The following is a 23,614-nucleotide window of genomic DNA, read 5'->3' as shown; positions in this document are numbered from 1 at the left end:
CAAGAGTAGAGGAGCTGAGCAGAGTGATTTATATGATCGACCACTACGATTCATTCACTTACAACCTTGTCCAGTACTTAGGGGAGCTGGGAGAAGAAGTGATCGTAAGAAGAAACGATGAAGTAACATTTGAAGAGATCGACGAGCTGCAGCCGGATCTCCTGTTTCTTTCACCGGGGCCATGTTCCCCGGATGAAACAGGAATAACGCTCGATGTGATTGATCGATATAAGACAAGTATTCCGATGTTTGGCGTCTGCCTGGGACATCAATCCATTGCGCAGGTATTCGGAGGCAGAGTCGTACGTGCCGACCGCCTGATGCACGGCAAAAGTTCGGAAATCTTTCATGACGGCCGTTCGATTTACAAAGATTTGAATAATCCCATGGAAGCAATGCGATATCATTCTCTAATCGTCGACAAAGAGGACGTTCCGGAGTGCTTTGAAATCACAGCAGCCACCGTAGAAGGAGAAATCATGGGCATCCGCCACCTAGAATACCCAATTGAAGGCGTGCAGTTTCATCCTGAATCCATCGGGACAAATGACGGCATGCAGCTGTTAAAAAATTTAGTGGATCAGCTGAAGGAAGAAAAAGAAGCTGTAGCCGAGTAGTTAGAGAGTGGACCTATCTTTTCGCCTTACATACATGTAAGGCGAAAAGATAGGTTCTTTTGTGGTAAAAGAAGAAATGGTCTATAATTTAAGGCCATTAGAAATTTACGTGATCATGATTGGTTACAATTAACAAGGATTTTCCTTTATCCAATTCTTTTTCCAGACTTTGCGCTTTATCCTGTTCAAAACCTATTTCTTTCATTTTTGATATTAATTTATCATCTTTTCCTCTGAAAATGTTTTTTGTCGCTGTACCAAGACCCGTTTCTTTTACTATGTCTCACATGGTCGTTATCGTGAGCCAGGATGTAAATGTCGTCATCATTTACTCCATCTTTACGGATATTCTCAATAGATTCACTCAAATGTTCGTCATCGTGAAAAACTTTAAATTTAGGTTTCATAAGATCCGCGTCCTTAGTGCATGAGTTTCCCGTTATGAAAATAGCCTGAACGGATGTAATCGAAATGAGATATTGTAAAAAAGAACGAATTTTTTCCTTGATATTTTAAGAGGAGTTATTATATAATAATTCTTGTCGAGAAAAATATACGGGGCATTAGCTCAGCTGGGAGAGCGCTACACTGGCAGTGTAGAGGTCAGCGGTTCGAGCCCGCTATGCTCCACTACTCCAAAACCCTTGATATATAAGGGTTTTTCTTGTTTTTAAATTCCTTTTTTCGGACCTGAAAAGGTGGAAAATTGCGTTTTGGTCATATTTTGGTCATATTTTTTTCACGCTTAATTTTCAGGCTTAATTTGTAAGGACTTCATTAAGTTTAGAGGCTGCTTCTAATTGCATATTAGGTAGTAAATGACTATACGTATCCAAGGTTAATCGTACATCTGCATGCCCTAATCTTTCTGAGACAATTTTAGGATTGACGTTTTGAAGCAATAAAACGGTAGCATGAGTATGTCTTAGATCGTGAAATCGAATAGGTTTCACCTGGGCTTCCTCAATTAGCCTGTGAAATGTTCGACGCAAATTGCTAGAGTTAATAGGTGTGCCCAGTCCAGTACATACAACTAAATCGTTATCTTGGAAAATGTCAGCTGCTAACTGCTTTTCTATGTCCATTCTTTTTTTATATTTTTGGAGTTTGATAACGGCTTTGTCGGGCAAAGAAATGGTCCGTGTACCTGCTCTAGACTTTGCACCCGATTTTAACTTCTTCGCCCCAGGCACTAATGTTTGGCGAATCATTAATAACTTTTTATCGAAATCAATATCTTTCCAACGAAGCCCTAAAATCTCACCTTGCCTCATCCCTGTTGTATAAGCTAAATAAAAAGCCATAAACAAAGGGTCATTTTCCGCTTTAGCCATAAATGTATTTGCTTCTTCCGTAGTCCATACTTCAACGTCCGGCTTAATAATTTTGGGACGGTCAATAGCATCCATTGGGTTTTTAAATAGGAGTTCCCACCTTACTGCTTTTTTGAGGGAATCCTTAATTAAAGTGTGTATTTTTTGGATAGAAGCTCCAGCTAATCCCTTCTCACTCGATAAGTGATTATAAAAATTTTGAATGTGAATGGGCTTAAGGTGAGATAATTTTATATTACCTAGACGAGGAGCAATATGTGCGTCTACTAAGATGACATAAGAATCATACGTCGTTTCTTGGACTTGTCTTTTTTTATCATCTAGCCACTGATCCAGAAAATCTTTATACAATATGGAGGATGGTTCAACGTATAGTCCCTTATTGTATTGAGAAAGAACCTCATTCATCGCTTTGCTTGCTTCACGTTTGGTTTTGAAACCTCTTTTCTTCTTTTGGTGTTGTTTGCCGTTCTCTTTTTTACCTAAGGTGACGATATAATACCAACTGTTACCTTCTTTTTTTATAGAACCTTTCATACTTACACTTCCTTTTGAAAAATATATTTAAGAAAGCTGCAATTGCAAGCGTTGCCATTGCAGCTTTGGGACCTATGTCTGTGTCAGCTAATTCTGATAAGGAAGCAACATTAGATGAACAGATCGAATTCTATCATCAACAATACGAGCAAACTCATGATCACGAAGAATCTATTGAAAAAACGGTTAAGAAGTATAAAAACCTTGAGCTAGCAGGTCAAGATACTTCCATCCAAGCTCAGAGTATATTTGGACTTAACTTTGGTAATGACTCTATTGTATATAATAATGATTCTAATCAATATGTTTACATGGGTTCCTGGGAATGGGATGAATTTGACGTGGGTGACCCATACGACCACATTGGTGTTACAACAGAAAACACTACAGATATGCCAATTACAGAAGTTATTTTTAATGGGTATGATAGTCAAGGGGATAAGAACGCTCACATGAATAGCGAAATAAGCAGTAGTAGATATGGCAGTGTACAATTAGCTGCAGAAAGTGCCGGGGGAGTATCCTTTTGGATTGATGAAAGGGATATAAGAAGCGGTAGCATGTCAGCATACTTAGGTGGGCTTAGTACTAGTACCACAGATGAAGTACGCATAGAGTATGACCATGCCACAACCACCACTGATATTACTGGGATAGGTGGAAGCGTAGATGTGAAATCAGGCGGTGGCTTTAACATTTCATGGGAGAACGGAGTTGACAGCACTTCAGCTATATCTGCTGGCGCAGATTATGGAGATCTTTGATAAAAATATAAACCGATTATACAATAAGTATAATCGGTTTATATTTTGGTTAAGGAGGTGAAATTCATGAAACATTTGTTTATAGTTCTATCCTTCATTTTTATCCTTACAGCGTGCTCTAATGCTTCATCAGAGTCTGATAATAGTTCAAACTCTCAAAATGCTTCTTCAGCTGATCCATTAGCCATCCACTATTCTGAAATACTTGATTATTATGGACAGTTATACAATATAATCGATACTTCATTCGAAGATGATAGAAGTAGTGAGTATTATGAAGGTATTTCTGAAAATGCAAAAATCACACTGCAAACTACTTTAGTATACGACCAAATAGATGATTTATCCTATGAACATTTATCAGACTACTTGTCAGATGAAGATATAGATGCTGTTAAAGAGATAAATAGCAATTTATACGATGCAACATACAATTTAGTTGAAATAATAAAGGATGATGATTTAGATAAACAGACAATAACCCCCTACCTAAAAGACCTTAAATCAGAACTTGATATTAGTGGGGTATCTAGTAAAGATTTAAACTATTTTAATTTAATTAGAAATCCAAGAGGTGTTGCAAAAGAAAATACTGAAGCAGAAATGTCTGAATTAATAGACCAAATGTTAGAGGACTCTAAAGAATTTCGTGAAACTACTGAAGAAATATACACCCCTTGATTTTATATAATCAAGGGGTGTATATTTTATCTCATTTTCTAATTAACCAAAGGAATCTTTTAATTTCGGCACAGACAATCCAAACAATAGTGCTGATCCTTGTTATATTGCTCCTTCTTTAATCTTTGATCTTCATCTAGTTTTTTAGTAGGGGGTATGTTTGTGGAAGAAATAAAATCTATAGAAATTCATCCTGATATCTGGCACCTCTTATCATTTGCTACCTCAGAAAAAAACATTAACCAAGAATATAAATCGTATATACGATCGCCTGCCAGAAAACTTCATGGGTATTTTATTGGAGGTGAGAGTATGGGTTGTATTGGTATTGAATTTATAAATCAAAGGGCGGTGTGAGATAAAACATATTGCAGTATCGCCAAAACATAGAAACAAAAGCGTAGGAAGTAGAATGATTAATTTTATATTAGATAGGATTACAGGTCAAATCATTCATTCAGAGGGAGGATTTAAGAGATAGTATAATATCTTGAATTCGAGTTTTCCAGAAACGGGAGCGATTGTTCAATATGAGCAATCGCTTTTTAGCTAAAGTGCAGATATGTTTAAAAAAAGATAATCACTAAAACTACATAAATGTTATACTTTGGAAAATGTTTGAGGGGGGATTGTTCGAATTGGAAATTGAATTTCTTGGTACAGGTGGTGCAATAACCATACCACGGCCACTTTGTAATTGTAATGTTTGTCTAGAAGCAAGAAATAAGGGGATACCATTTAGTAGAATGGGGCCAAGTATATTTGTACATGGTCCTAATTTATTGATAGATACACCAGAAGATATTTACCATCAAATCAACCGTTCTACAATTGATGATGTCAAGGGGATTATATATTCTCAATGGCATCCAGACCATGTAATGGGAAGAAGAATTATTGAATCTTTAAGTGCGGACTGGGTTAATCATCCCCCTCAAAATAAGAAAATAGATGTTTACATACCAGAACAAGTAAATATAGATTTCGAAACTTTTCTTGGTAGTAGTGACCATTAAAACTTTTTTGAATCTCAAGAATTTGCTAACTTAAATCGATTAAAAGATGGAGAGAGTTTATTCTTAAATAGTACAAAAGTTTTTCCGTTTAGGTTGGCAGAGGATTATGTTTATGCTTTCTTAATTGAAAGCGATAGTAAAAAAGTACTTATTGCTATGGATGAGTTGAATAATTGGAAACCACATGAAGATGTAATAGGTGTTGATCTCGCTATATTACCAGTAGGTATTTTTGAATTTCACCCATTAAACGGCGAGAGATTATTACTAGAAGACCATCCTGTTTTTCAAGAGGAAGCAACCTTTAATGAAACCTTAGAAATCGTCAAAACTCTTGAAGCTAAACATGTAATCTTAACACACATCGAAGAACCAAATGGATTAAGTTTTAATGACTTTAAAGAGTTAGAAAATAAGTTGAAAAGTTATGGACTGAATATAGAGTTTGCTTATGATACGCAATTGGTAAAAGTATAATCCTTTATGATAACGGTAATTCTATTTATCTCGATTTCAAGTCTTAAACAAACGGGAGCGATTGTCAAATTAATTGCATTTTTAATACATCAGGGTAGTGAAATTAAAAAGTTTTATTTCTGGTTCGAAGATATGTAATAAAATGGTACAATTATCTGTAGATTCTGAAAGGAGGCGTTGTTTTATGAAAATGACGATAGCAGCAGATGGGGTGCAATTAATTTAAGGGAAGCGTATAACCCCCCCCCTATAAACTACGTGATCCCTACTTATCATATAGGAGGATCATACTTTGGAACAACAATCTAACTTAATCACTATGACAATTGATAAAGTAAATTTTCAATTACAGGAAGAACATAATTTCGAATGGTTAAAGCAGCTGGGTAAAGTATTTTGTGTATTTGACCAGCAAGATTCAGGTAATATAAGTTTCGGCGTTGAAAAAGATGAAAGGAAATACTTTGTAAAATATGCTGGATCAATGCCTATCGACTTTTCTGGAAACCCAGAGGATGCCATTGAACGTTTGAAAGAGGCTGTACCTGTGGAAGACTCAGTTTCGAGATAATAACTAGTTTTTAAACGATATCTGTACTTATTCGTATATAAGTTAAAGTGATTTTTTTAGGAGTGGTAGCTATCCTAGACCTTGTGATATTTTGGGAAGTTGCAATTGTGGGGGAATAGTTGATGTCATTTAAGAAAAGAAAACCTATGATAATTTTGCTGTATTTAATATTAGTTGCCTCACTAATAACTAATTTCTTTCAGTTCGATTCAAACAATGAGCTTAATCAAACTCTCAATGACACTACCGAAAAAAGTAAAGACGATTTTAAGGAAAGACTTAGAGACGTTGAACGTATAACTGAAGAAAATTTAGAGACAGATACAATCCATAAAAGTGAGTTAACTGAATTAAATTATCTTTTTCTACAGCTAGATAAAGAGTCAAATTTTCTTTTAGCTTTAAATAGTAAAGACAAAGTTATAAAAGAAGGAGAGCAAAACAATTTAGAGATTTTCGGAGTTATAAGCAATTATTTCGCTCGTAAGGGTGCTCAAGTTGATGAAGGAGGAAGTCTTTCTTTACAAAATAAAGAGGTCTTATACCAGGAGATTAAAATAATCCAAGAAGCAACTAGAAATGCAATGAGCGTGGACAAAAATCAGGAAGAAGGGAAGTTCATAATAGAGCTGAACAATACTCTAGAGGAAAGCTATAGGTCAATACAAAACAATCTTTAATAAGTTTTGGATTAGTGAAAGTCTTGATTTCAAGTGTTTCTGTAACGGGAGCTTATCCTTAATAGGATGAGTCCCTTTTTTATGGATGATATTAAAATTAGTAGATGCCCAACTTACTAAACAGTCATCACTTTTAGAAAAGAAAGAAAATTAATTTTTTTCATCTTTTAGTGTGTTAAATTGGTATAAGCCTTTAGTAATGCATAGTGGGAAAGAGGGATTATAAATGGAGAATATACATACCATTTGGCTTGATGATAAAAATGTACATGGAATAATTAAGGTTCACGATTCTATTTTTGAGTTTCTATTCCATCCAATAGTATTTGACGAAATAATAGGGGAGTTTCAAATTATAAATAAGCTATGGTACACGACTTACAATGGCGCAAGAGAATACTTTAGATCCCGCAAAAATACTTATTACGTTGCTGGGAGGATGAAAATACATAGTGCAAGAGAGCTCCCTCAACATATATCATCAGGTCATCTGATTAATGCTTAAAGTGAAGGGCAAATTGTCTCGATACTGAGTCTTAAAGTATCTAGGGCGATTCTTCAGTAACAAATAGTTGATTTTTATTCTTTAAGGAAATTTAAAATTAAAGGAAAAGGTGATTTATATCTCAGATTACACTATGGAAATCAGGAAGTTGATTGGCAGTAGACCCTTAATATTGACAGGATCTACAGTACTTGTATTTAACGATTCTAACGAGCTTTTACTACAGCATCGTTCAGATACAGAAGAATGGGGATTACCTGGAGGGGCTATGGAGCCCGGAGAAAAATTGAAACAAACAGCTGCAAGGGAGCTTTTTGAAGAAACAGGCCTAAGAGCTGAGAACTTTAAGTTTATTGATATATTGTCTGGTGAGGAACTTTACTTTAAATATCCGAATGGTGATGAGGTTTACAACGTTATAAGCATATATGAAGCCCTAGATACATATGGAGAACTAACAATGGTCGACGGAGAGAGTATGAATTTAAGATACTTCTCCATAGACAAATTACCAACAAACATTGATGAAAGGGCGAAATTAATCATAGATAAATATTTGTTGTAAACATAGAAAAACTATATTCCGTTAGGACTCGAGGAAAAAAGCCCTGATATTTGTCTGATTATCTTGAAATCGAGTATTACAAAAACGGGGCTTTTCTTCAATGAGAAATATTTATAGCTGTAAGGGGGGATTAGGTGGAGTTCGTAGCGTTCTTAATTGTATTAATTGCCATGATGTTTGTGACAGAAAAAATTACAAATAAAATACTTAGAGTTGAAAAAGTAAGAATATCAGAAACATCCGGTAAAAACCTTGACCGCTGGGGGAGAGGTATAATTCTGTTAGTCTTTATAATCACACTATGGTTTGTCATTGATTTAAACTCAGACGCTTTAATTAAATATTATTTAATGGCCTACTTAGCAATAATATTAGGATTTCAGGCAATTATGGAATTCACCTTTATTAAGGATTCAAAGCAATATATCAGCACAATGATAATACTTTTAATGAGTCTTATTATTATGTATAACGTCGATAAGTTCCCTTTTTTAGAAAAGATGTTGTGACATAGTGTACGAATATAATAGTTGTTGTTTTGGTTATTTTTTAATCGAGGATATCTCGAAGTCAAGTCTTCAAGAAACGGGAGCAATAGTTGAAGAATGAAGTTAGGTATGGGGGGCCTGTATTTGAACATAGATACTGATTCATTGGTTACTTTCCTTATTATGTGGGGAATACCAACTTTTATGGTTGTTAGAACTTATTTAAAAATGGATTCAGATGATAGAAACTCTGCAAAGAAGGATTTTAAGTCGCCACATTTTGTGTTCACTATCGGCTCACTTGTAATGGGTTATTTTTTCGCTTCTATTGGAAATCTACTGACACTAAATATCATAAAGTTACCTGGAATTTTCTTAATGATCATAGCAGGTATTACAATTACAGTGGATATGTGGAGAAAAAATAAAGTTAAAAGTATGTTAACACCAATGCTTATTGCTGTTGCAATCTTCTTCTTAATTCAGTCGTAGTGACACAGTATTCATTTTTGTGCTAACGGGGGCAATTCTGAAACAGAAGAATTGCCCCCTTCTTAATGTTTTGGGCAGTTAGTTGAAGACTCAGTTTCGAGATAGTGAAACTAAAATCGTTTTATCTCGTACATAAGTTATATTGTTTTTTAAAATACCATTGAAAGGGACTTTATGTTGAGTGATGAAATGGATTATAGAAAAAAAGACAAAGTATTTCATTATTTAATAGCATCCATAGCGTTGATTTCTTGGCTACTATATTTTTTATTTTATTCTCACCTATATACTATTGAAGAAATAAAATCTGGATTAACTTTTATTTGTTTGGCTGCCCCTTCTTATGCACTATGTGTGTTCTTTTATTATAGAATCACCTAGAGCTAATTAGAGAAAGAGCAGTTTAGTAAATTTGAAACTGAGTCTTCAAGATTTTGGGGCAATTCTGAAACAGAAGAATTGCCCTCTTCTTAATGTTTTGGGCAGCATTAGTTGAAGACTAGAATTCGAGATAAATACAAATAATGAGTACCTCGCTTCTTTTCTGGTATTATTTGGATTAATAATGATATAGTTAAAATACTTACAGAATTGAAGGGGTTAAACCGACGAAGCAGGTTAGTGAAACAATTTACTTTCCTATCCGAGAATGGATACAATTTAAAGTGAAATTTGAAATGGAGGTATGAAAGGTGAAAGTTGAAGTTCTTATATTTGTAATAAGCATACTGTTAATGCCCTATTTTTTGTTCGAACTTTTTAGTGACATTAGCAATCAAGCAGGAATAATATCACTAATCTCCCCAATTTTTATGTTGCTATTGTTAATTTTCTCCGCAAGCCTTATTGTCAGTCATTGGAAAGAGAGAAAAGAGAAGACAAGGTAATACTGCAAGAAAATAAAAGTTATTAAGCTATTGGGTGAGTTAGTTGAAGGTCAACTCCACAGTATCTCGGGTTCGAGTCTTACGCTAACGGGGGCTTTCCTGTATAAGGTGACCGGTTAAAAATTTCTGCCTAAAAGAAAGTAGTAACCTTGTTTCAAGTTATTCGTATAAAATATAATACAAAATCCTGAATGGAGGAATTGATAATGAATTTTATAAGTTGGTTTGATTGGATAACTCCAACTAATCCATTTGCTTCATTATTTTTTGGTATTCTTTTTACTATCATTCTAGGTGTTACTATATGGGTGGAGACAAGGAATTTTAAGACAGTTCTTATTACGACTATAACTGGCATCGTTATTACTGGTATAGGAGTCTCCCTTTTAAACGTAATTGGTTATTATTCGTAATAGATAATAGTATCAGTTAATAAAGAAATGGTGATTCATTTCCAAATAAATATCTCAAATTCGAGTCTTAAACAATCGGGGGCGATTATTCAATACGAGTAATTGCCTTTTTTATGGACTGAGAATATTGTGGAAGATTTAGATACAAGGAAATAGTTCAATTTTTAAAAAGTATTGAAAATTATGTAAAGAAACGATATGATGGCGAAATATTTATCTTTATTAATTTTGAGGTGATAATCATGCGTCAAGAAAAAGCTGTTAAAAAGTTAGTAGATAGCTTAAAAGAAGACTATAGTGTTCGAAGCATATTTTTAAAAGGATCTATGGGCAGAAATGAACATGACCAACATTCAGATATAGATTTATATTGTCTAATAGATGAAGAAGAGGTAGAACCATTTCTATCTCGTCGATTGAGTCACCTTAAAGCATACAAAGAAATAGTCTTCTATGATGATATTTTCATTATAGCACCACAAGTTATAGCTATATATGAGGATTGGCTTCATGTAGACCTATTTACAGTAACAGAAAAGACATTTCAAAATAATGATTACTTTACCGTCCTTTACGATCCAAATAATCTAATGAACTCCTATAAGTCCAACCAAAAACTTACTCTTTCAGAAGATGAATTTAAGGATCATGTAACAGACGTTGCTTGGTTCCTGTTTCAATATAAAAAAGCAATGGAACGAGGAAATCCCACATGGGCTCCTGAGATGCTGCGCCATGTAATGAGGAGTTTATCTAGTATCATACTATATAGATATGCTAAAGACCGATCTCAGCTGGGGTTAAAAACTATACTTACCACTGGAAAAGCAAAATAAAATTCAAGAGATTTATGAGTACACCACACCTTCCAATCATAAAATTGCAGTTAAGAAAATATCGTCTCTCTTAAAGTTAGAAATTAACTGGATACAGCAACAGTTTGAAAAAGATAATCAAACCATTCCTTTTTTTAAATTAATGATGGAAATATTTTCTGACTGAAATTAATAATCAGCTAAATGTAGTAGAAGTTATGGCAAGTAGATACTATCTTGAATTCAAATCTTCAAGATAATGGGGCAATAGTGAAATAACTTCGGGTGGATCTAAAGTGGAAAATGAAACGCCCATTCAAAATCAATACCGTTGACTTTATGTTCTAACTGTTATACTATAAATATAACAGCTAGAACATAAAGAGAGGAGGTTACCTCATTTGCTCTTTTCACTTGATTTTGAATCAAAGGATCCGATTTATTCGCAAATTGTGAAGCAAATCATTATCGGCATTGCTAAAAGAGAGCTGCGCCCTAACGAACCGCTTCCGTCTGTTCGCTCGTTAGCATCAGACATTGGTATCAACTTGCATACAGTGAATAAGGCCTATCAGCAGTTGAAACAGGAAGGTTATATTCTGATTCATCGGCAAAAGGGAGTGGTTATTCATCCAGAGGGAGTACCAAAAGCAGATAGCGAGTATAAGGAAACGCTGAAACAAACGCTGCGCCCGATTATAGCGGAGGGCCTTTGTAAAGACCTATCACATGAATCCATTGCAGATTTATATCAAGAAGTACTAAAAGAATTTCAAAGAGAGGAGGATATTAAATGACCATCAATACACTCATTGTTATTTTATCTATTGTCTTGTTACCTGTTGCACTTATCTTAACTTGTCTTCCGTATTTAACACGGAAGACGGAAAGTTTTGGGGTATCCATTCCTGAAATGGTCTATGATACGGAGCCATTACAAATGATCAGGAAACGTTATGTCCGTTCCATGCTTCTTCTGACTGTTGTTTCAGTAGGCGGATTCATTTGGGCTGGATCAATAATGACTGCAAATGAAGAAACCTTAAGTAAAGTATTTGCCACCTTCATTATGCTTCTAATCGTTCTTTCATTTCTCGTCTATTTGAAATTTCATAACGAAATGAAGCGAATAAAAAAAGAGTCTAATTGGACGCAAGACAAGACACAGAAGGTTCTAGTGCGCACAGATTTTCGTGCACAGAGGCTTAACTACTCAAATCTTTGGTATGGTATTCCATTTACAATTGCGATTCTAACCACTTTGCTTACTTCGCTATTTTATGACCGGCTGCCGAATGTCCTGTCGATGCAAATAAACTTTGCGGGAGTAGTGACCGATTCTGTTGAGAAAAGCTATCGTACTGCCTTTCTCCTTCCAATCATGCAGTCGTATCTCATCCTGCTGTTTATCTTTATCAATACGATTATTGCTAAGTCAAAGCAGCAGCTGAATGCAGAGGCTCCTGAACGGTCCTTTCAACAGGTCACATTGTTTCGGAGAAGATGGTCTCTCTTTCTCCTTTTCACTTCAACTCTTTTAACGATAATGTTTTCATTTATGCAATGGAGCTATTTTTATCCGGCAAATCAACATATGGTTCCCATTGTGAGCTTAGTATGCAGCGGGATTATTCTGATTGCTGCGCTTGCACTATCATTTTCAACAGGTCAGGGAGGGAGCCGCATTCAAACGGCTGGAGTAGAGCAATTGGATTCCGTTGATCGAGATGACGATATCCACTGGAAGCTCGGTCAAATTTACTTTAATCCTAAAGACCCGGCGATATTTTTGGAAAAACGCTTTGGTATTGGCTGGACGATAAATTTTGCAAGGCCCATAGCATGGCTGTTATTAATCGGACTTATTGCGACAGCAGTGGGTATCCCAATCCTCCTTACGTTGTAGAGAAAATCTTCCCTTTGATTAGCCCAGTCATGATTGGACTAATAAGTAGACATATAATGAGGTGAAAACATGCAGCAATCTAGAAAACCATGGCGCTCTTTTATATTTTTTCTGTTAGTTGGTGTGATTGCAGTCTTTTCCTTGCTGCCAATGCACATAGAACTGATTCCCCAGCAGCTGGAGGAGCTCAGTGTTCCCTTAGAACTTCCAATTGAAATAATCGCTGTTCTGTCTCTAATTAACCCTCTGCTATTTATTATCGCCGGCTTGCTTATTGGTCATTTTTTAGCTGAGAGAACAGGATTTTATTCTGTGATCTATGAAAAAGATCGATATGGCACGCCTTTGTTAAGTCGATTAGGAGCTATCTTTAAGATTTCCGCACTTTTAGGGGGGATTGGTGGTGTCATCATTGTAGCTGTAGATTTCTTACTTCAGCCCTTCCTTCCAGAAGTCCTGCACATATCAGATGATGAGGCGGCTTTTAATTTCTTTGACCTCGCTACACGGCTCTTGTATGGAGGGATAGCTGAAGAACTAATGCTTCGGTGGGGTGTGATGACTTTATTAGTCTTTATCATGTGGAAGATCTTTCAACGTAGTAAAAATCAACCAACTTCAGTTATTATATGGACTGGTATTATCCTATCTGCTCTGCTCTTTGGATTAGGTCATTATGGAGCCACGGCCGCAGCTACAGACATGACTCCAACTATAATTGCCCGAATGATTTTTTTAAATGGGTTTGGTGGTGTTATCTATGGTTGGCTTTATTGGCGCAAGGGTCTTGAGGCTGCAATGATTGCGCATATGGCTACTCATGTGATCTTTATACTTTTCTCCTAAAGTGTATGTCCGTTATAATGTTGGAATAAAGTCATCCTTTAAATTTGTTAGGAAAAGTGAGTTGGGCTAATTACGTTTTGAACAAATTACCTTGAAATCAAGCCTTCAAGTAAAGGAGGCTTATTTCTAAAAACACTTTGGAAGACTCTTTTTTCAATGCCAACACAAATTTTAGATTGAAACGAGGGAGTAAATGACAGATATAAAAGAAGTTGGTTTTATGTGTTCTATCAGTGATTGAGGAATAATTGTGAATGAATCGAGATTAGATAAAATAGGGGGCAAATATAAACAGGCTATTGATTCTATTCTAGCAACTTTAATTAAATCTTTCCCTTCAAAGGTTCACAGTGTTTATTTAAGAGGATACTTACCACGTGGTTTCGGGATTGAAGGCGTATCTGATATAGATCTACTTGTAATTACGCAATCTCGATAAATCTTACCTTACCAAAGCCCATCTATACAAAAAAGAGACTTCCGAATTCGGAAGTCTCTTTTTTAACTAGTAACTATTATTTTTGAACGTTAGCAGCTTGGAGTCCACGGTTACCTTCAACAATTTCAAAGGAAACTGTCTCGTTTTCTTCTAATGTTTTGAAACCTTCGCCTTGAATAGCAGAGAAATGAACAAATACATCGTCTTGCCCTTCTACTTCAATAAACCCAAAACCTTTACTTTCGTTAAACCATTTAACATTACCTTGTAACATAAAATGTTACCTCCTGCGTGGAACTGATCCACAATGTATTACTATTATTGCTCTGCATATTCATTCCAGACGAAAGTGACTTACTAGTTACTTTTGCTTTCATTTTTAAACGAACAAGAATAATTAATTTTAATTGTACCAATAAAGATTATTCCCGTCAATGGCTCTGCTGTCATTTTGGCTATGAGTACTACTTTCATGTTAAAGCAATAGACGAGTGATTAACTGAACGAAGCTGCAATATTTCAGTGATATGTCTTGAATTCAAGTCTTCAAGTATTGGGGGCGCGCGACAAGTTCTGCTATAAGCGCTTTTCAGCGCGAAAAAGCAGGGAATTTATTGGCTTAAATTTCAACTATACAATGAAGGATGGGAATGAAGGAACCAGGTTTCCCGAAACCATCCCGTTAATACTCCTGCATGCGTTGAGACGGACAGGTCTCTTGGTATGAAGCACAGGTGAAGGCGGCAGAACAAAGGCTAAAGCCATTTGCAAAGAAAAGGTATGCTTGAGGATATGTCGGACGGCTAAAACCTAGTTAAGGTGAGAATCGTTCTTTGAGATAGGAACTGACGAACTTCCGAAGGTAAGGGTCTAAAGTTACGAACGTAAGGAATCTTACGTGTCATCTTACGATGACGTGAGTGGTGTGGAGTAAAACTGCTCCATCTGAAAGACGCTATACCGAACCAAGGCGGTATCCAGCTCACAGGCTTACAGGAAGCACCTAATTCTAGTAATGATAGCTACGTTGTATGGTACTTGGAAAGCAAGGAACGTTGAATCAAGGGCTGTCACCCGAAACGGTTGCTATAAAGCCATGCTGAAAAGCATTTATCCTTGTGAGGGTAGGGGAATGACTGATGAAACTTCTGTAATAGAAGTGGAGGAATAGCCCCAAGTCTAGAGTATGAAACGATTATTTTCCTAACGTGAATGGCACCGATCGGGTAGGAACGTGGGAACATCACTCCAAAGGAGGGATGCCACAGTGTCAACGCTGCGAAACTGGGATTATTATAATATGACGGAGACCTTTACGGATCTTTATGAAAAAGCGAGTCAGGGACATACGTTTTCTTATCTATATGAAACCATCATATCGAGAGAAAACATCCTGCTCGCCTTTCGCATGATAAAAACCAATAAAGGATCTAAAACACCAGGCACCGATGGGAAAACTATCGATGACATGAAAGAGCTCTCCGAAAATGATCTGGTAAACGAAGTCCGAACGAAACTTAGAAACTATTGCCCGAAGAAAGTTCGCAGAGAATGGATTGAAAAAGACAACGGAAAATGGAGACCCCTTGGGATTCCGTGCATCCTGGATCGAGTGATCCAACAATGCTTTAAACAAGTTCTCGAACCGATTGTAGAATCTCAATTCTTCAAACATAGCTACGGATTCAGACCTCTCCGGTCTGCTCATCATGCTATGGCAAGAATACAATCTTTGATTAATCGCGGTCAACTTCATTACGTCGTTGATGTAGATATTAAGAGTTTCTTTGATAACGTAAATCATCGTCTATGAAAGAGGCAACTCTGGAACATCGGTATTCAAGACCGTAAGGTACTAGCCTGTATCTCAAAAATGATCACTTCGGAGATTGATGGAGAAGGAGTACCCGATAAGGGTTCGCCACAAGGTGGAATTTTATCCCCTCTTCTTTCTAATGTCGTCTTAAATGATCTAGACCAATGGGGTGCCGACCAGTGGGAAGTATTTCCCCTGACGAAAGCCTACAGTTCAGATGATGCCAGAAGGCGAGCGAGAAAACAAACGAATTTGAAACAAGGATACCTGGTCCGGTATGCTGATGATTTTAAAATCCTATGTCGGGAAGGAAAGACAGCGCAAAGGTGGTACCATGCGGTACGTCTGTACCTCAAAGAACGTTTGAAGTTGGACATCTCACCAGAGAAGTCCCAAATTGTAAACTTAAGAAAACGAGAATCAGAGTTCTTAGGGTTCACCATTCGTGCGAATAAAAAGGGTAAGAAACGAGTGGCCCATACTGGGGTCATTTCTTCAAAAAGAGAGAAAATCAAACAGGAAGCGAAGAAACTCATTCGAAGAATGAAAAGTTCACCTTCTGCTGAGAATATTCATCGTTACAATAGTTTTGTTCTGGGACTTCACCAATACTTTAAGCGAGCGACTCATGTAAATCTTGTGTTCTCACGTCTTGCTTACGATCTTAAACCATTTCTAGTGAACCGTCTTCGACCGGTTGGAAAGCTAGAACATCCTTTTCAGCCACCGCCTTTTTATAAGAAAACCTTTAGCTTAGGAACGAAAACGTTCAATATCAATGGTATGTATCTGTTCCCTATAGGCAATGTGAAAACATTTCATACGAGGAACTTCAGTCCAAAGCTTTCGCTTTATACAAAGACAGGCAGAGAACAGATACACAAAAGTCTCCGCCCGGATATCCAGAAAGAAATCGGTCACTTAATGAAGTCTTCTCTACCGAAACGAAGTATCGAATACCTGGATAATCGTATTAGCCGGTATAGTATGAAGATGGGGAGATGCGAAATTACAGGCGAATATCTACACGCTTCAGATGTTCACTGTCACCACTATGTTCCAAAGAATCTTGGAGGAAGCGATCAGTTTCAAAACCTGCGTATTCTTCATAAAGATATTCATCGACTTATCCATATGAAAGATATAGAGAAAATAAAGGTTTATCTTAAACAATTACCACAGAACCGATTGATCTTAGATAAGATCAATCAATACCGAAAGGTATGTGGGGTGGAAGGGATCGAAGCATCCAGTCTCGAAGAGTAACATAGGAACTTATAATTTAGTACATACCTTTAGATGGAACGCCGGATGCTGGGAAACTAGCACGTCCGGTGTGGAGCAGGGGAAAAGCCAGAGATAACCTCAAACGCTTACCTATTGCTAACTATTGCTTAAGAAGTTATTGACCTTACATAATCGGTGTAACTAAGGAGAGAGGTAATACAGGTTTGTGAAACAATAAATTTGGAATTACAATATAAAAACTATTTTACTAGTATTGAGGGGGACTCGGGTTATGGAGTCGGTAACTGTTTATCATTATGATGCTTTTAGTAAAGAACCTAATAAGGGGAATCCAGCGGGAGTAGTTTTAAATGGTGATGAATTAACAGATATAGAAATGCAAGAGATTGCTTTTAAAGTTGGGTTTAATGAGACAGCATTTCCGGTTAAATCGCATCAAGCCGACCTTAGGATAAGATATTTCACACCTGGTCATGAAATGAATTTATGCGGTCATGCAACAATAGCAACTATCTATGCTTTAAAAAGTAAAGGGTTATTGGGAGATAAAACAGTGTTAACCATTGAAACAAACGCTGGCATCCTACCGATTAAAATCAACACATCTGCTTCTGGTGAAATATTGATAACTATGCAGCAGTCTTCACCCCAATTTAAGCTATATACAGGTTCAAAAAAAGATTTAGCTAACTCAATTGGATTAACAGAATCAGAACTTCATGCTGATTTACCAATAATTTACGGAAGTACAGGTACTTGGACTCTACTCATACCGATAAAACAACTTGATGCCTTTAAAAAAATGGAACCAAACAATAAACAGTTCCCAGAAATTTTAAAGGAAATGCCTAAATCATCTGTGCATCCTTTTTGTCTGGATACTTATGATTCAAATGCTGATATGCACGCTCGACATTTCTCATCGCCATATTCAGGAACAATTGAAGATGCAGTAACTGGTACAGCTTCAGGGGTAATGGGGGCGTTTTATGCAAAATACATAAAACAAAACTTTAGTGAACCTATAAAGCTTACTGTTGAGCAAGGGCATGAAATTGAAAAGGATGGCCGGGTTATAGTAGATGTTTCAAAAAATAACGAATCATTTGATGTTCAAATAATTGGAAGTGCTGTTTTAGTTAAAGATTTTCAAGTTTTGTTAGAAAAGTAAGTTTGTGAATTCACTTACTTAAAGTAACAGGTACGTTAGTTTAAGTTTCAATATGTCTCGAAATCAAGTCTTATAAAAACTGGGGCAAATGCTCAACAAGGGCATTCGCCTTTTCTTATTAAATGGCAGGTCTGTGGAAGACTCAGTTTCGAGATAATAATATTTTTGAAACAAAATGCCAACTTTTTGTAGGTTCAGTTGGGAATATGTAGTTGGAAATAAAATGTTATCATGAACTGTGACAAGATGTTTTTTAAAAAGGAATTTGTAACTTCTTAATAGAATTTATAAAGATGATCAGATAATAATTTTTAATAAATAAGGAGATAAAACTATGACAAAAAAGAATTTACTAAGAATGGACAATGTCGGCATCGTGGTAGAATCACTTGATGATGCAATCTCTTTCTTCGAGGAGATTGGCTTGAACCTCGAAGGCCGAACCACTGTCGAAGGTGAATGGGCAGGTCGCGTAACCGGATTGGGTCCTCAGTGCGTAGAGATTGCTATGATGGTTACCCCAGATGGTCACAGCCGACTTGAACTTTCGCGATTTCTTACCCCACCTACTATAACAGATCACCGCACTGCTCCTGTAAACGCCCTTGGTTATATGCGTGTCATGTTCACTGTTGAAGACATTGACGAAATGGTGTCCAGGCTCACTAAGTTTGGGGCGCAGCTCGTTGGAGAAGTAGTTCAGTACGAGGACACTTATCGTCTCTGCTACATTCGTGGAACCGAAGGACTTCTAATTGGTTTGGCGGAACAATTGGATAACAAATAAGTAAGTGAGGTTTTTAAAAATCATTTACTGAAAATACATTACTGAAGTAAAAAAAACAGGGTGAAAGTTACTCGAAGAAGTAGAGAAGTAAATTCAAACGAAAACGTTATATACCAATCCGTCTCAATTTGAAGAAAATTCTTATTCAATAGAGTACTCGCCTTTTTACAGGAATACGCACCTCAATTTCACACTCCCACACTCCCTTTTTAGTCCAATTTTATTTTACTATTTTTTAAGGTGATGGGTGGATTAAATATTTTAAAAAATTAATTCAATGGAGGCGGTTAACCTTTACTTCGTAAAAAAAATCAGCTAAATAAGGTGGAGGATCAATGCATTCTATTAAAATAATGTTACTAGGTGTTGCACTAATGCTTTTGGCAATATATATTCCTGAAGTTGTGTTTAGGACAGGTGGTTTTGAGATTTTTCTATTAGGTTTAGGATTTATTGTTGTAATAATTGGCTTATTTATAAAAGATGAGAAAGAAAATTCATAAATATCTTATTCAATTATAGGGGAGCGATTGTTCAATATGAGCAATCGCTTTTTGCTAATGGGCAGGTTTTTGCAAGAAGGTAGATAAGCTAATATAACATAAGATACAAAACTAATTTACTTGGAGGGAATTAAATTGTTTATTGTTAATGTTGAAGGTGCAATATTTAAAAATGGGAAATGGCTAATAATTGAGCGTAGTAAAAAAGAAGAACATGCTGGCGGATTGCTTTCTATTGTTGGTGGTAAGGTTGACAATGAAGGGAATTCTTCTAATATCTTAGAAAGAACCGTTAAGCGTGAAATAGTTGAAGAAGTTGGTGTAGAAGTAAAAGATAATTTGAAATATGTTCATAGTACATCTTTTATAACTGATAAAGGTGAAAAAGTTGTAGATATTGTTTTTTTGTGTGAATACTCTTCTGGTGAAGCTTTTCCAAAAAGCCCAGATGAAGTTGAACGAGTATTATGGCTATCTACCGAAGAAGTGTTAAATCATCCAAAATCACCAATTTATTTAATAGAAAGTATTAAACGTGCTGAAAGATTCGTTGACTCTGCTTTGAATGCATAATTTAATTATTAAAATTTTGGAGTGGTGGTATTGAATAAAATCTACGTTATTAGACATTGTGAAGCTGAAAGACAATCACCAGATTCCCAACTTACCAAAAAAAGGGTTTAAACAGGCAAGGGAATTAGCTGATTTCTTTTATGAAGTAAAGGTTGACCGAATTATTTCTAGTCCATTTGTTAGAGCTATTCAAACAGTAAAACCATTGGCTGATAAAGTGAACTTAGATATTGAAGTTAGTAAATTATTATCAGAACGGACACTTAGTAATAAAAATATGTCCGATTGGCTGGAAAAACAAAAATCAACATATGTTGACTTAAACATAAGGTATGAAGGCGGTGAGACAAGTAGAGAGGCTATGAACCGAATTGTTAGTGTCATTGAGGATGTTATTAAAACTGAACCTCAGAATACTATTATTGTCACAGATGGTAACATAATGTCTTTGCTATTAATGTATTATGATGATAATTTTGGATTTGAAGAATGGACGAACCTTAGTAATCCTGATGTGTTTGAATTAAATTTAGAAAATAATCAAGTTCTCTAGATTACTGCCAGGAGATACATACTTTATCTTCAGCACCACAAGTTAAAAATGCATTAGGTTTACCAGATGGTTCGCTTGAAGACACAAAGGCATTTGTTAAAGGAATAATTCAAGAAGAAAAGGAAGGGAAATCCTTATCTCGATTAATTTTAGATCAATGATATAAAAGGAATCACCACATTAATGTTTATTGATAATGAGAGAAAGTCTTGCCTTATTGGTTCATGGATCGGCCATAATTAATGGGGAAAAGAATACAACAAAGCATCTAAGGGGAGTTAAGTTAATAAAAAGCAGAGTACAATAATGACAGCTGTGACCACTACGAAGTAATTCAATTTCAACTTTGTAATAATTAATTTCCATGGTGCAGAAAATAGCGTAATCCATATTCAATATGGATTACGCTATTTTTTTAGGTTTTATCTAGTAGTTACCATTAAACGTTCAGGATGAGAGAGGACATGGGGGCTGGGGCTTAATCGGTAGCAAGTCTGTAAGTACGCTTACAGAGTGGTTCGGTTTGTAAAACAATACTATTATTATAATTTTCAGAACTTATTGACGATTCTTGTCGGATTGATTACCGTTGTTATACGACGCTAGTAAGATCTCTTATATAGAAAGGGGGAGTGTGGATGGTTAAGAAGTTGCTGAATGTATCCATTCAAACAAAAATTTTAGGACTGGTGACTGGGTTAATTATTTTTGTGATCGGTTTATTGTTAGGGGTGTTTACTTATTTCGATACACAGCAAATCTACTCTAACAAAAAGGATTTAAGCTTACAGACAGCCACTACATTATCGTTTATGCCAACTGTAAGCCAGGTATTGGAAGGTGAGGAATCTTACTCTGAATTACAAACATTATCGGAAAGGATAAGGATGCAGTCAGGAGCAAATTTTGTAATTGTCCAGGATAAATTCGGAGAAGTCATTTCGCATCCCAATCAAGAGAGAGTGGGGGATGTGCAGAATTTTGAAGATGGTTATAAAGCTCGTGTCTTTGGAGGCTATTACTACTTGACTTCAGAAGAGTTCTTAGGCAAATCTATCGTTGGAAAAGCTCCGGTATATTCAGGAAGCGGTTCGGTATCCGGTGTGGTAACAGTAGGATATCAGGTAAAAAACATAAAATTAGAGATAATGGAACGTATGAGAGATATCCTTACCTTTTCTATTTTTGTTGTTATTATTGGCGTCCTCGCCAGTATTTTTTTAGCGAGACATATTCGGAAAGATACGATGGGCTTGGAACCAAGAGAGATTGCGACCCTTTATCGGGATAGAGAAACAATTTTCTCATCGATGAATGAAGGGGTTATTGCTACAGATGGAAATGGAAAAGTGACAATGCTGAATGAAGCGGCTAAAGACCTTCTCCATCTATCGGACAAGTCGTTGAATGGGTATCTTGTAGATATTATGCCAACCGTCCATCTTGATAAAATCATTAGTAAAGAAAAGCAATCGATCAGTTATGAACGCTACTTAAACAACAGATTCATCATTCTCACCATTGCTCCTATTCTTGAAGTAGACCGGGTTCTAGGAACTATCATAACATTGAGGGATAAAACGGAGATTACAGAAATGGTCAATGCTCTATCGGAAGTGAAAAAGTATTCGGAGGATCTGCGTGCACAAACACATGAATTTGCAAACAAGATGCATATGATTTCCGGACTTTTACAACTGGAAGAATATGAAGAAGCCTTCCAATTGGTTCAAGAAGAAGTTGCAATGATAGACAACTATAACCGGATGATTTTTGAAAGAATAAAAGACTCCAAGGTCCAGGCTATTTTGCTTGGTAAAATTAGTAAAGCGTCAGAAAAGAAAATCAACTTTGATTTGGAAAAAGGTAGCTTTTTGAGTGAATTGCAATCTCATATAGAAGTAACTCATCTAACTATGATTATAGGAAATTTGATTGATAACGCCTTTGATGAAGTGTTGAATCAATCTGAACGCTACGTTACTTTTTTTGCATTGGACATAGGAAAAGATGTCATTTTTGAAGTGAGTGATAATGGATCAGGAATTCCTAAGACCAAAATAAATGATGTGTTTAAACCTGGTTATTCCACTAAATATAGCGACGTTCAACGAGGGTATGGATTATATAATGTGAAAAATAAAGTGGAGGAACTCAACGGATCCATTGAAATTCACTCAGATGAGAGAGGAACGATTATAAGTGTATTCATTCCAAAAATCAATTTGGGGGGAAGCGTGTAATGATAAAAGTTATGATTGTGGAAGATGATTTTAGGATTGGCAATATCCATGAAAAGTTCATTAATAATATAGAAGGGACGATTTGTGCTGGCAAAGCATTATCCGGCGAAGAAGCACTGTCTATACTAAAAGAAATGGACATTGATCTGCTGTTACTGGATATTTATATGCCAGATTACTTAGGGACGGATTTAATAGATAAAGCGAGAGAATACAATCCGCAGCTGGATATTATCATTGTGACAGCAGCTCAGGAAAAAGGGTTTTTGGAGGAGTGCATGAGAAAAGGTGTCTTCAATTATTTGATTAAACCGGCAACTTTCGAACGCTTTCAGGAAGTGTTTAACGATTATAAACAGCGCCAGCAATTATTAGAAAAGAGATCAGTTATTGATCAGGGTGTCGTCGACGAACTTTTTACCACCCTTTCAGGAAAACGCCAGTCTAGCCATGAGTTACCTAAGGGAATTGACCGGATAACTTTGAAAAAGGTTCTGGATACGATGAAGACTCGTAAAAAAGGGTGTACGGCGGAAGAAATAGGTGAGCATATTGGCATCGCAAGATCAACAGCAAGAAGGTACCTGGAATATCTAGTGGCTGAAGAAAGAGCAGAAGTCGAGCAAGTATATGGAATAGTCGGAAGGCCGGAAAGACGGTATCGCTTAATCGATTGATATCTCCATG

At 36.2% G+C, this 23,614-nt stretch carries 28 protein-coding genes, 1 tRNA gene and 1 pseudogene; 27 read left to right on the top strand and 3 right to left on the bottom strand.

What is annotated here, in order from left to right:
- Positions 1-23: 23 nt before the first annotated feature.
- Complete coding sequence (locus LF822_RS18955; RefSeq protein ID WP_253925665.1) at positions 24-617, top strand: anthranilate synthase component II; 594 nt, start codon at positions 24-26, stop codon at positions 615-617.
- Between the two features lie 221 nt (positions 618-838).
- Here LF822_RS18955 and LF822_RS18950 read toward each other — a convergent pair whose 3' ends face one another.
- Positions 839-1,024: a general stress protein gene (locus LF822_RS18950; RefSeq protein WP_253925664.1), complete on the bottom strand. Its 186-nt coding sequence runs from the start codon at positions 1,022-1,024 to the stop codon at positions 839-841.
- A 150-nt stretch (positions 1,025-1,174) separates the two neighbouring features.
- Here LF822_RS18950 and LF822_RS18945 point away from each other — a divergent pair.
- Positions 1,175-1,247, top strand: a tRNA-Ala gene (locus LF822_RS18945).
- 128 nt (positions 1,248-1,375) lie between these two features.
- Here the strand turns inward: LF822_RS18945 and LF822_RS18940 are convergent.
- Positions 1,376-2,488 (bottom strand): site-specific integrase, encoded by a 1,113-nt coding sequence (locus tag LF822_RS18940; RefSeq protein ID WP_253925663.1) that lies wholly within the window; start codon positions 2,486-2,488, stop codon positions 1,376-1,378.
- Between the two features lie 80 nt (positions 2,489-2,568).
- On the opposite strand from LF822_RS18940, the gene LF822_RS18935 reads away from it, so the two are divergent.
- The 17 genes from LF822_RS18935 (at position 2,569) to LF822_RS18860 (ending at position 13,594) form a co-directional block, all read left to right on the top strand.
- Positions 2,569-3,252 (top strand): hypothetical protein, encoded by a 684-nt coding sequence (locus tag LF822_RS18935; protein ID WP_253925662.1) that lies wholly within the window; start codon positions 2,569-2,571, stop codon positions 3,250-3,252.
- Between the two features lie 66 nt (positions 3,253-3,318).
- A complete protein-coding gene (locus LF822_RS18930) occupies positions 3,319-3,933 on the top strand; it encodes a hypothetical protein (RefSeq protein ID WP_253925661.1) in 615 nt (204 codons plus the stop codon).
- A 162-nt stretch (positions 3,934-4,095) separates the two neighbouring features.
- Positions 4,096-4,290 carry a hypothetical protein gene (locus LF822_RS18925; protein WP_253925660.1) on the top strand — a complete coding sequence of 65 codons (195 nt, stop codon included), beginning with the start codon at positions 4,096-4,098 and terminating at the stop codon, positions 4,288-4,290.
- Entirely contained in the window at positions 4,274-4,414 is a 141-nt protein-coding gene (locus LF822_RS23200; protein WP_371925976.1) for a GNAT family N-acetyltransferase, read from the top strand. Before LF822_RS18925 ends, LF822_RS23200 begins: the two co-directional genes overlap by 17 nt.
- A gap of 157 nt (positions 4,415-4,571) precedes the next feature.
- Positions 4,572-4,949, top strand: coding sequence for an MBL fold metallo-hydrolase (locus tag LF822_RS18920; RefSeq protein WP_253925659.1), 378 nt, complete (start codon positions 4,572-4,574; stop codon positions 4,947-4,949).
- A 93-nt stretch (positions 4,950-5,042) separates the two neighbouring features.
- Positions 5,043-5,426, top strand: a complete 384-nt coding sequence (locus tag LF822_RS18915) for an MBL fold metallo-hydrolase (RefSeq protein ID WP_253925658.1) — start codon at positions 5,043-5,045, stop codon at positions 5,424-5,426.
- A gap of 292 nt (positions 5,427-5,718) precedes the next feature.
- A complete protein-coding gene (locus LF822_RS18910; RefSeq protein WP_253925657.1) occupies positions 5,719-5,997 on the top strand; it encodes a hypothetical protein in 279 nt (92 codons plus the stop codon).
- A gap of 122 nt (positions 5,998-6,119) precedes the next feature.
- Entirely contained in the window at positions 6,120-6,677 is a 558-nt protein-coding gene (locus tag LF822_RS18905) for a hypothetical protein (RefSeq protein WP_253925656.1), read from the top strand.
- A gap of 226 nt (positions 6,678-6,903) precedes the next feature.
- Positions 6,904-7,182, top strand: a complete 279-nt coding sequence (locus tag LF822_RS18900) for a hypothetical protein (RefSeq protein ID WP_253925655.1) — start codon at positions 6,904-6,906, stop codon at positions 7,180-7,182.
- A gap of 133 nt (positions 7,183-7,315) precedes the next feature.
- Positions 7,316-7,747, top strand: a complete 432-nt coding sequence (locus LF822_RS18895) for an NUDIX hydrolase (protein ID WP_253925873.1) — start codon at positions 7,316-7,318, stop codon at positions 7,745-7,747.
- Positions 7,748-7,881: 134 nt separating this feature from the next.
- Positions 7,882-8,256 carry a DUF4181 domain-containing protein gene (locus LF822_RS18890; RefSeq protein WP_253925654.1) on the top strand — a complete coding sequence of 125 codons (375 nt, stop codon included), beginning with the start codon at positions 7,882-7,884 and terminating at the stop codon, positions 8,254-8,256.
- Positions 8,257-8,352: 96 nt separating this feature from the next.
- Positions 8,353-8,727: a hypothetical protein gene (locus LF822_RS18885; protein ID WP_253925653.1), complete on the top strand. Its 375-nt coding sequence runs from the start codon at positions 8,353-8,355 to the stop codon at positions 8,725-8,727.
- A gap of 1,093 nt (positions 8,728-9,820) precedes the next feature.
- The gene (locus LF822_RS18880) at positions 9,821-10,027 is read left to right on the top strand and encodes a hypothetical protein (RefSeq protein WP_253925652.1); all 207 of its coding nucleotides are present in this window, start codon (positions 9,821-9,823) and stop codon (positions 10,025-10,027) included.
- 242 nt (positions 10,028-10,269) lie between these two features.
- Entirely contained in the window at positions 10,270-10,863 is a 594-nt protein-coding gene (locus LF822_RS18875) for a nucleotidyltransferase domain-containing protein (RefSeq protein WP_253925651.1), read from the top strand.
- Positions 10,864-11,243: 380 nt separating this feature from the next.
- Entirely contained in the window at positions 11,244-11,639 is a 396-nt protein-coding gene (locus LF822_RS18870) for a GntR family transcriptional regulator (protein ID WP_253925650.1), read from the top strand.
- Positions 11,636-12,748: a DUF1648 domain-containing protein gene (locus LF822_RS18865; RefSeq protein ID WP_253925649.1), complete on the top strand. Its 1,113-nt coding sequence runs from the start codon at positions 11,636-11,638 to the stop codon at positions 12,746-12,748. Before LF822_RS18870 ends, LF822_RS18865 begins: the two co-directional genes overlap by 4 nt.
- A 69-nt stretch (positions 12,749-12,817) precedes the next feature.
- Positions 12,818-13,594, top strand: a complete 777-nt coding sequence (locus LF822_RS18860; RefSeq protein WP_253925648.1) for a CPBP family intramembrane glutamic endopeptidase — start codon at positions 12,818-12,820, stop codon at positions 13,592-13,594.
- Between the two features lie 515 nt (positions 13,595-14,109).
- On the opposite strand, the gene LF822_RS18855 is transcribed toward LF822_RS18860, so the two are convergent.
- Positions 14,110-14,307, bottom strand: a complete 198-nt coding sequence (locus tag LF822_RS18855) for a cold-shock protein (protein WP_093041702.1) — start codon at positions 14,305-14,307, stop codon at positions 14,110-14,112.
- 993 nt (positions 14,308-15,300) lie between these two features.
- Between LF822_RS18855 and ltrA the strand changes: the two are divergent.
- The 8 genes and pseudogenes from ltrA (at position 15,301) to LF822_RS18815 (ending at position 23,604) form a co-directional block, all read left to right on the top strand.
- A pseudogene (ltrA, locus tag LF822_RS18850) lies at positions 15,301-17,115 on the top strand (group II intron reverse transcriptase/maturase).
- 253 nt (positions 17,116-17,368) lie between these two features.
- On the top strand, positions 17,369-18,268 hold the full coding sequence (locus tag LF822_RS18845; protein ID WP_253925647.1) for a PhzF family phenazine biosynthesis isomerase: 900 nt from the start codon (positions 17,369-17,371) through the stop codon (positions 18,266-18,268).
- 334 nt (positions 18,269-18,602) lie between these two features.
- Complete coding sequence (locus LF822_RS18840; RefSeq protein ID WP_253925646.1) at positions 18,603-19,055, top strand: VOC family protein; 453 nt, start codon at positions 18,603-18,605, stop codon at positions 19,053-19,055.
- 335 nt (positions 19,056-19,390) lie between these two features.
- Entirely contained in the window at positions 19,391-19,558 is a 168-nt protein-coding gene (locus tag LF822_RS18835; RefSeq protein ID WP_253925645.1) for a hypothetical protein, read from the top strand.
- Positions 19,559-19,693: 135 nt separating this feature from the next.
- Positions 19,694-20,131, top strand: a complete 438-nt coding sequence (locus LF822_RS18830) for an NUDIX domain-containing protein (protein WP_253925644.1) — start codon at positions 19,694-19,696, stop codon at positions 20,129-20,131.
- A gap of 58 nt (positions 20,132-20,189) precedes the next feature.
- Positions 20,190-20,684, top strand: coding sequence for a histidine phosphatase family protein (locus tag LF822_RS18825; RefSeq protein WP_371925962.1), 495 nt, complete (start codon positions 20,190-20,192; stop codon positions 20,682-20,684).
- 638 nt (positions 20,685-21,322) lie between these two features.
- On the top strand, positions 21,323-22,927 hold the full coding sequence (locus LF822_RS18820; protein ID WP_253925643.1) for an ATP-binding protein: 1,605 nt from the start codon (positions 21,323-21,325) through the stop codon (positions 22,925-22,927).
- Positions 22,927-23,604, top strand: coding sequence for a response regulator (locus LF822_RS18815; protein ID WP_253925642.1), 678 nt, complete (start codon positions 22,927-22,929; stop codon positions 23,602-23,604). Before LF822_RS18820 ends, LF822_RS18815 begins: the two co-directional genes overlap by 1 nt.
- The last annotated feature ends 10 nt before the right edge of the window (positions 23,605-23,614 follow it).

Source organism: Halobacillus sp. A5 (genome assembly GCF_024189315.1).
Taxonomy (GTDB): Bacteria; Bacillota; Bacilli; order Bacillales; family Halobacillaceae; genus Halobacillus_A.
Note: the sequence above shows the minus strand (reverse complement) of the source record. Positions and strands in the feature narration are given on the sequence as shown.

Excerpts from the sequence above, each read along its gene's own strand:
- LF822_RS18880 (WP_253925652.1), top strand. The coding sequence starts at position 9,821 with ATGAATTTTATAAGTTGGTTTGATTGGATAACTCCAACTAATCCATTT.
- LF822_RS18940 (WP_253925663.1), bottom strand. The coding sequence starts at position 2,488 with ATGAAAGGTTCTATAAAAAAAGAAGGTAACAGTTGGTATTATATCGTC.
- LF822_RS18875 (WP_253925651.1), top strand. The coding sequence starts at position 10,270 with ATGCGTCAAGAAAAAGCTGTTAAAAAGTTAGTAGATAGCTTAAAAGAA.
- LF822_RS18860 (WP_253925648.1), top strand. The coding sequence starts at position 12,818 with ATGCAGCAATCTAGAAAACCATGGCGCTCTTTTATATTTTTTCTGTTA.
- LF822_RS18815 (WP_253925642.1), top strand. The coding sequence starts at position 22,927 with ATGATAAAAGTTATGATTGTGGAAGATGATTTTAGGATTGGCAATATC.
- LF822_RS18855 (WP_093041702.1), bottom strand. The coding sequence starts at position 14,307 with ATGTTACAAGGTAATGTTAAATGGTTTAACGAAAGTAAAGGTTTTGGG.
- LF822_RS18820 (WP_253925643.1), top strand. The coding sequence starts at position 21,323 with ATGGTTAAGAAGTTGCTGAATGTATCCATTCAAACAAAAATTTTAGGA.
- LF822_RS18840 (WP_253925646.1), top strand. The coding sequence starts at position 18,603 with ATGACAAAAAAGAATTTACTAAGAATGGACAATGTCGGCATCGTGGTA.
- LF822_RS18865 (WP_253925649.1), top strand. The coding sequence starts at position 11,636 with ATGACCATCAATACACTCATTGTTATTTTATCTATTGTCTTGTTACCT.
- LF822_RS18900 (WP_253925655.1), top strand. The coding sequence starts at position 6,904 with ATGGAGAATATACATACCATTTGGCTTGATGATAAAAATGTACATGGA.
- LF822_RS18950 (WP_253925664.1), bottom strand. The coding sequence starts at position 1,024 with ATGAAACCTAAATTTAAAGTTTTTCACGATGACGAACATTTGAGTGAA.
- LF822_RS18885 (WP_253925653.1), top strand. The coding sequence starts at position 8,353 with ATGAAGTTAGGTATGGGGGGCCTGTATTTGAACATAGATACTGATTCA.
- LF822_RS18905 (WP_253925656.1), top strand. The coding sequence starts at position 6,120 with ATGTCATTTAAGAAAAGAAAACCTATGATAATTTTGCTGTATTTAATA.
- LF822_RS18835 (WP_253925645.1), top strand. The coding sequence starts at position 19,391 with ATGCATTCTATTAAAATAATGTTACTAGGTGTTGCACTAATGCTTTTG.
- LF822_RS18895 (WP_253925873.1), top strand. The coding sequence starts at position 7,316 with ATGGAAATCAGGAAGTTGATTGGCAGTAGACCCTTAATATTGACAGGA.
- LF822_RS18845 (WP_253925647.1), top strand. The coding sequence starts at position 17,369 with ATGGAGTCGGTAACTGTTTATCATTATGATGCTTTTAGTAAAGAACCT.
- LF822_RS18930 (WP_253925661.1), top strand. The coding sequence starts at position 3,319 with ATGAAACATTTGTTTATAGTTCTATCCTTCATTTTTATCCTTACAGCG.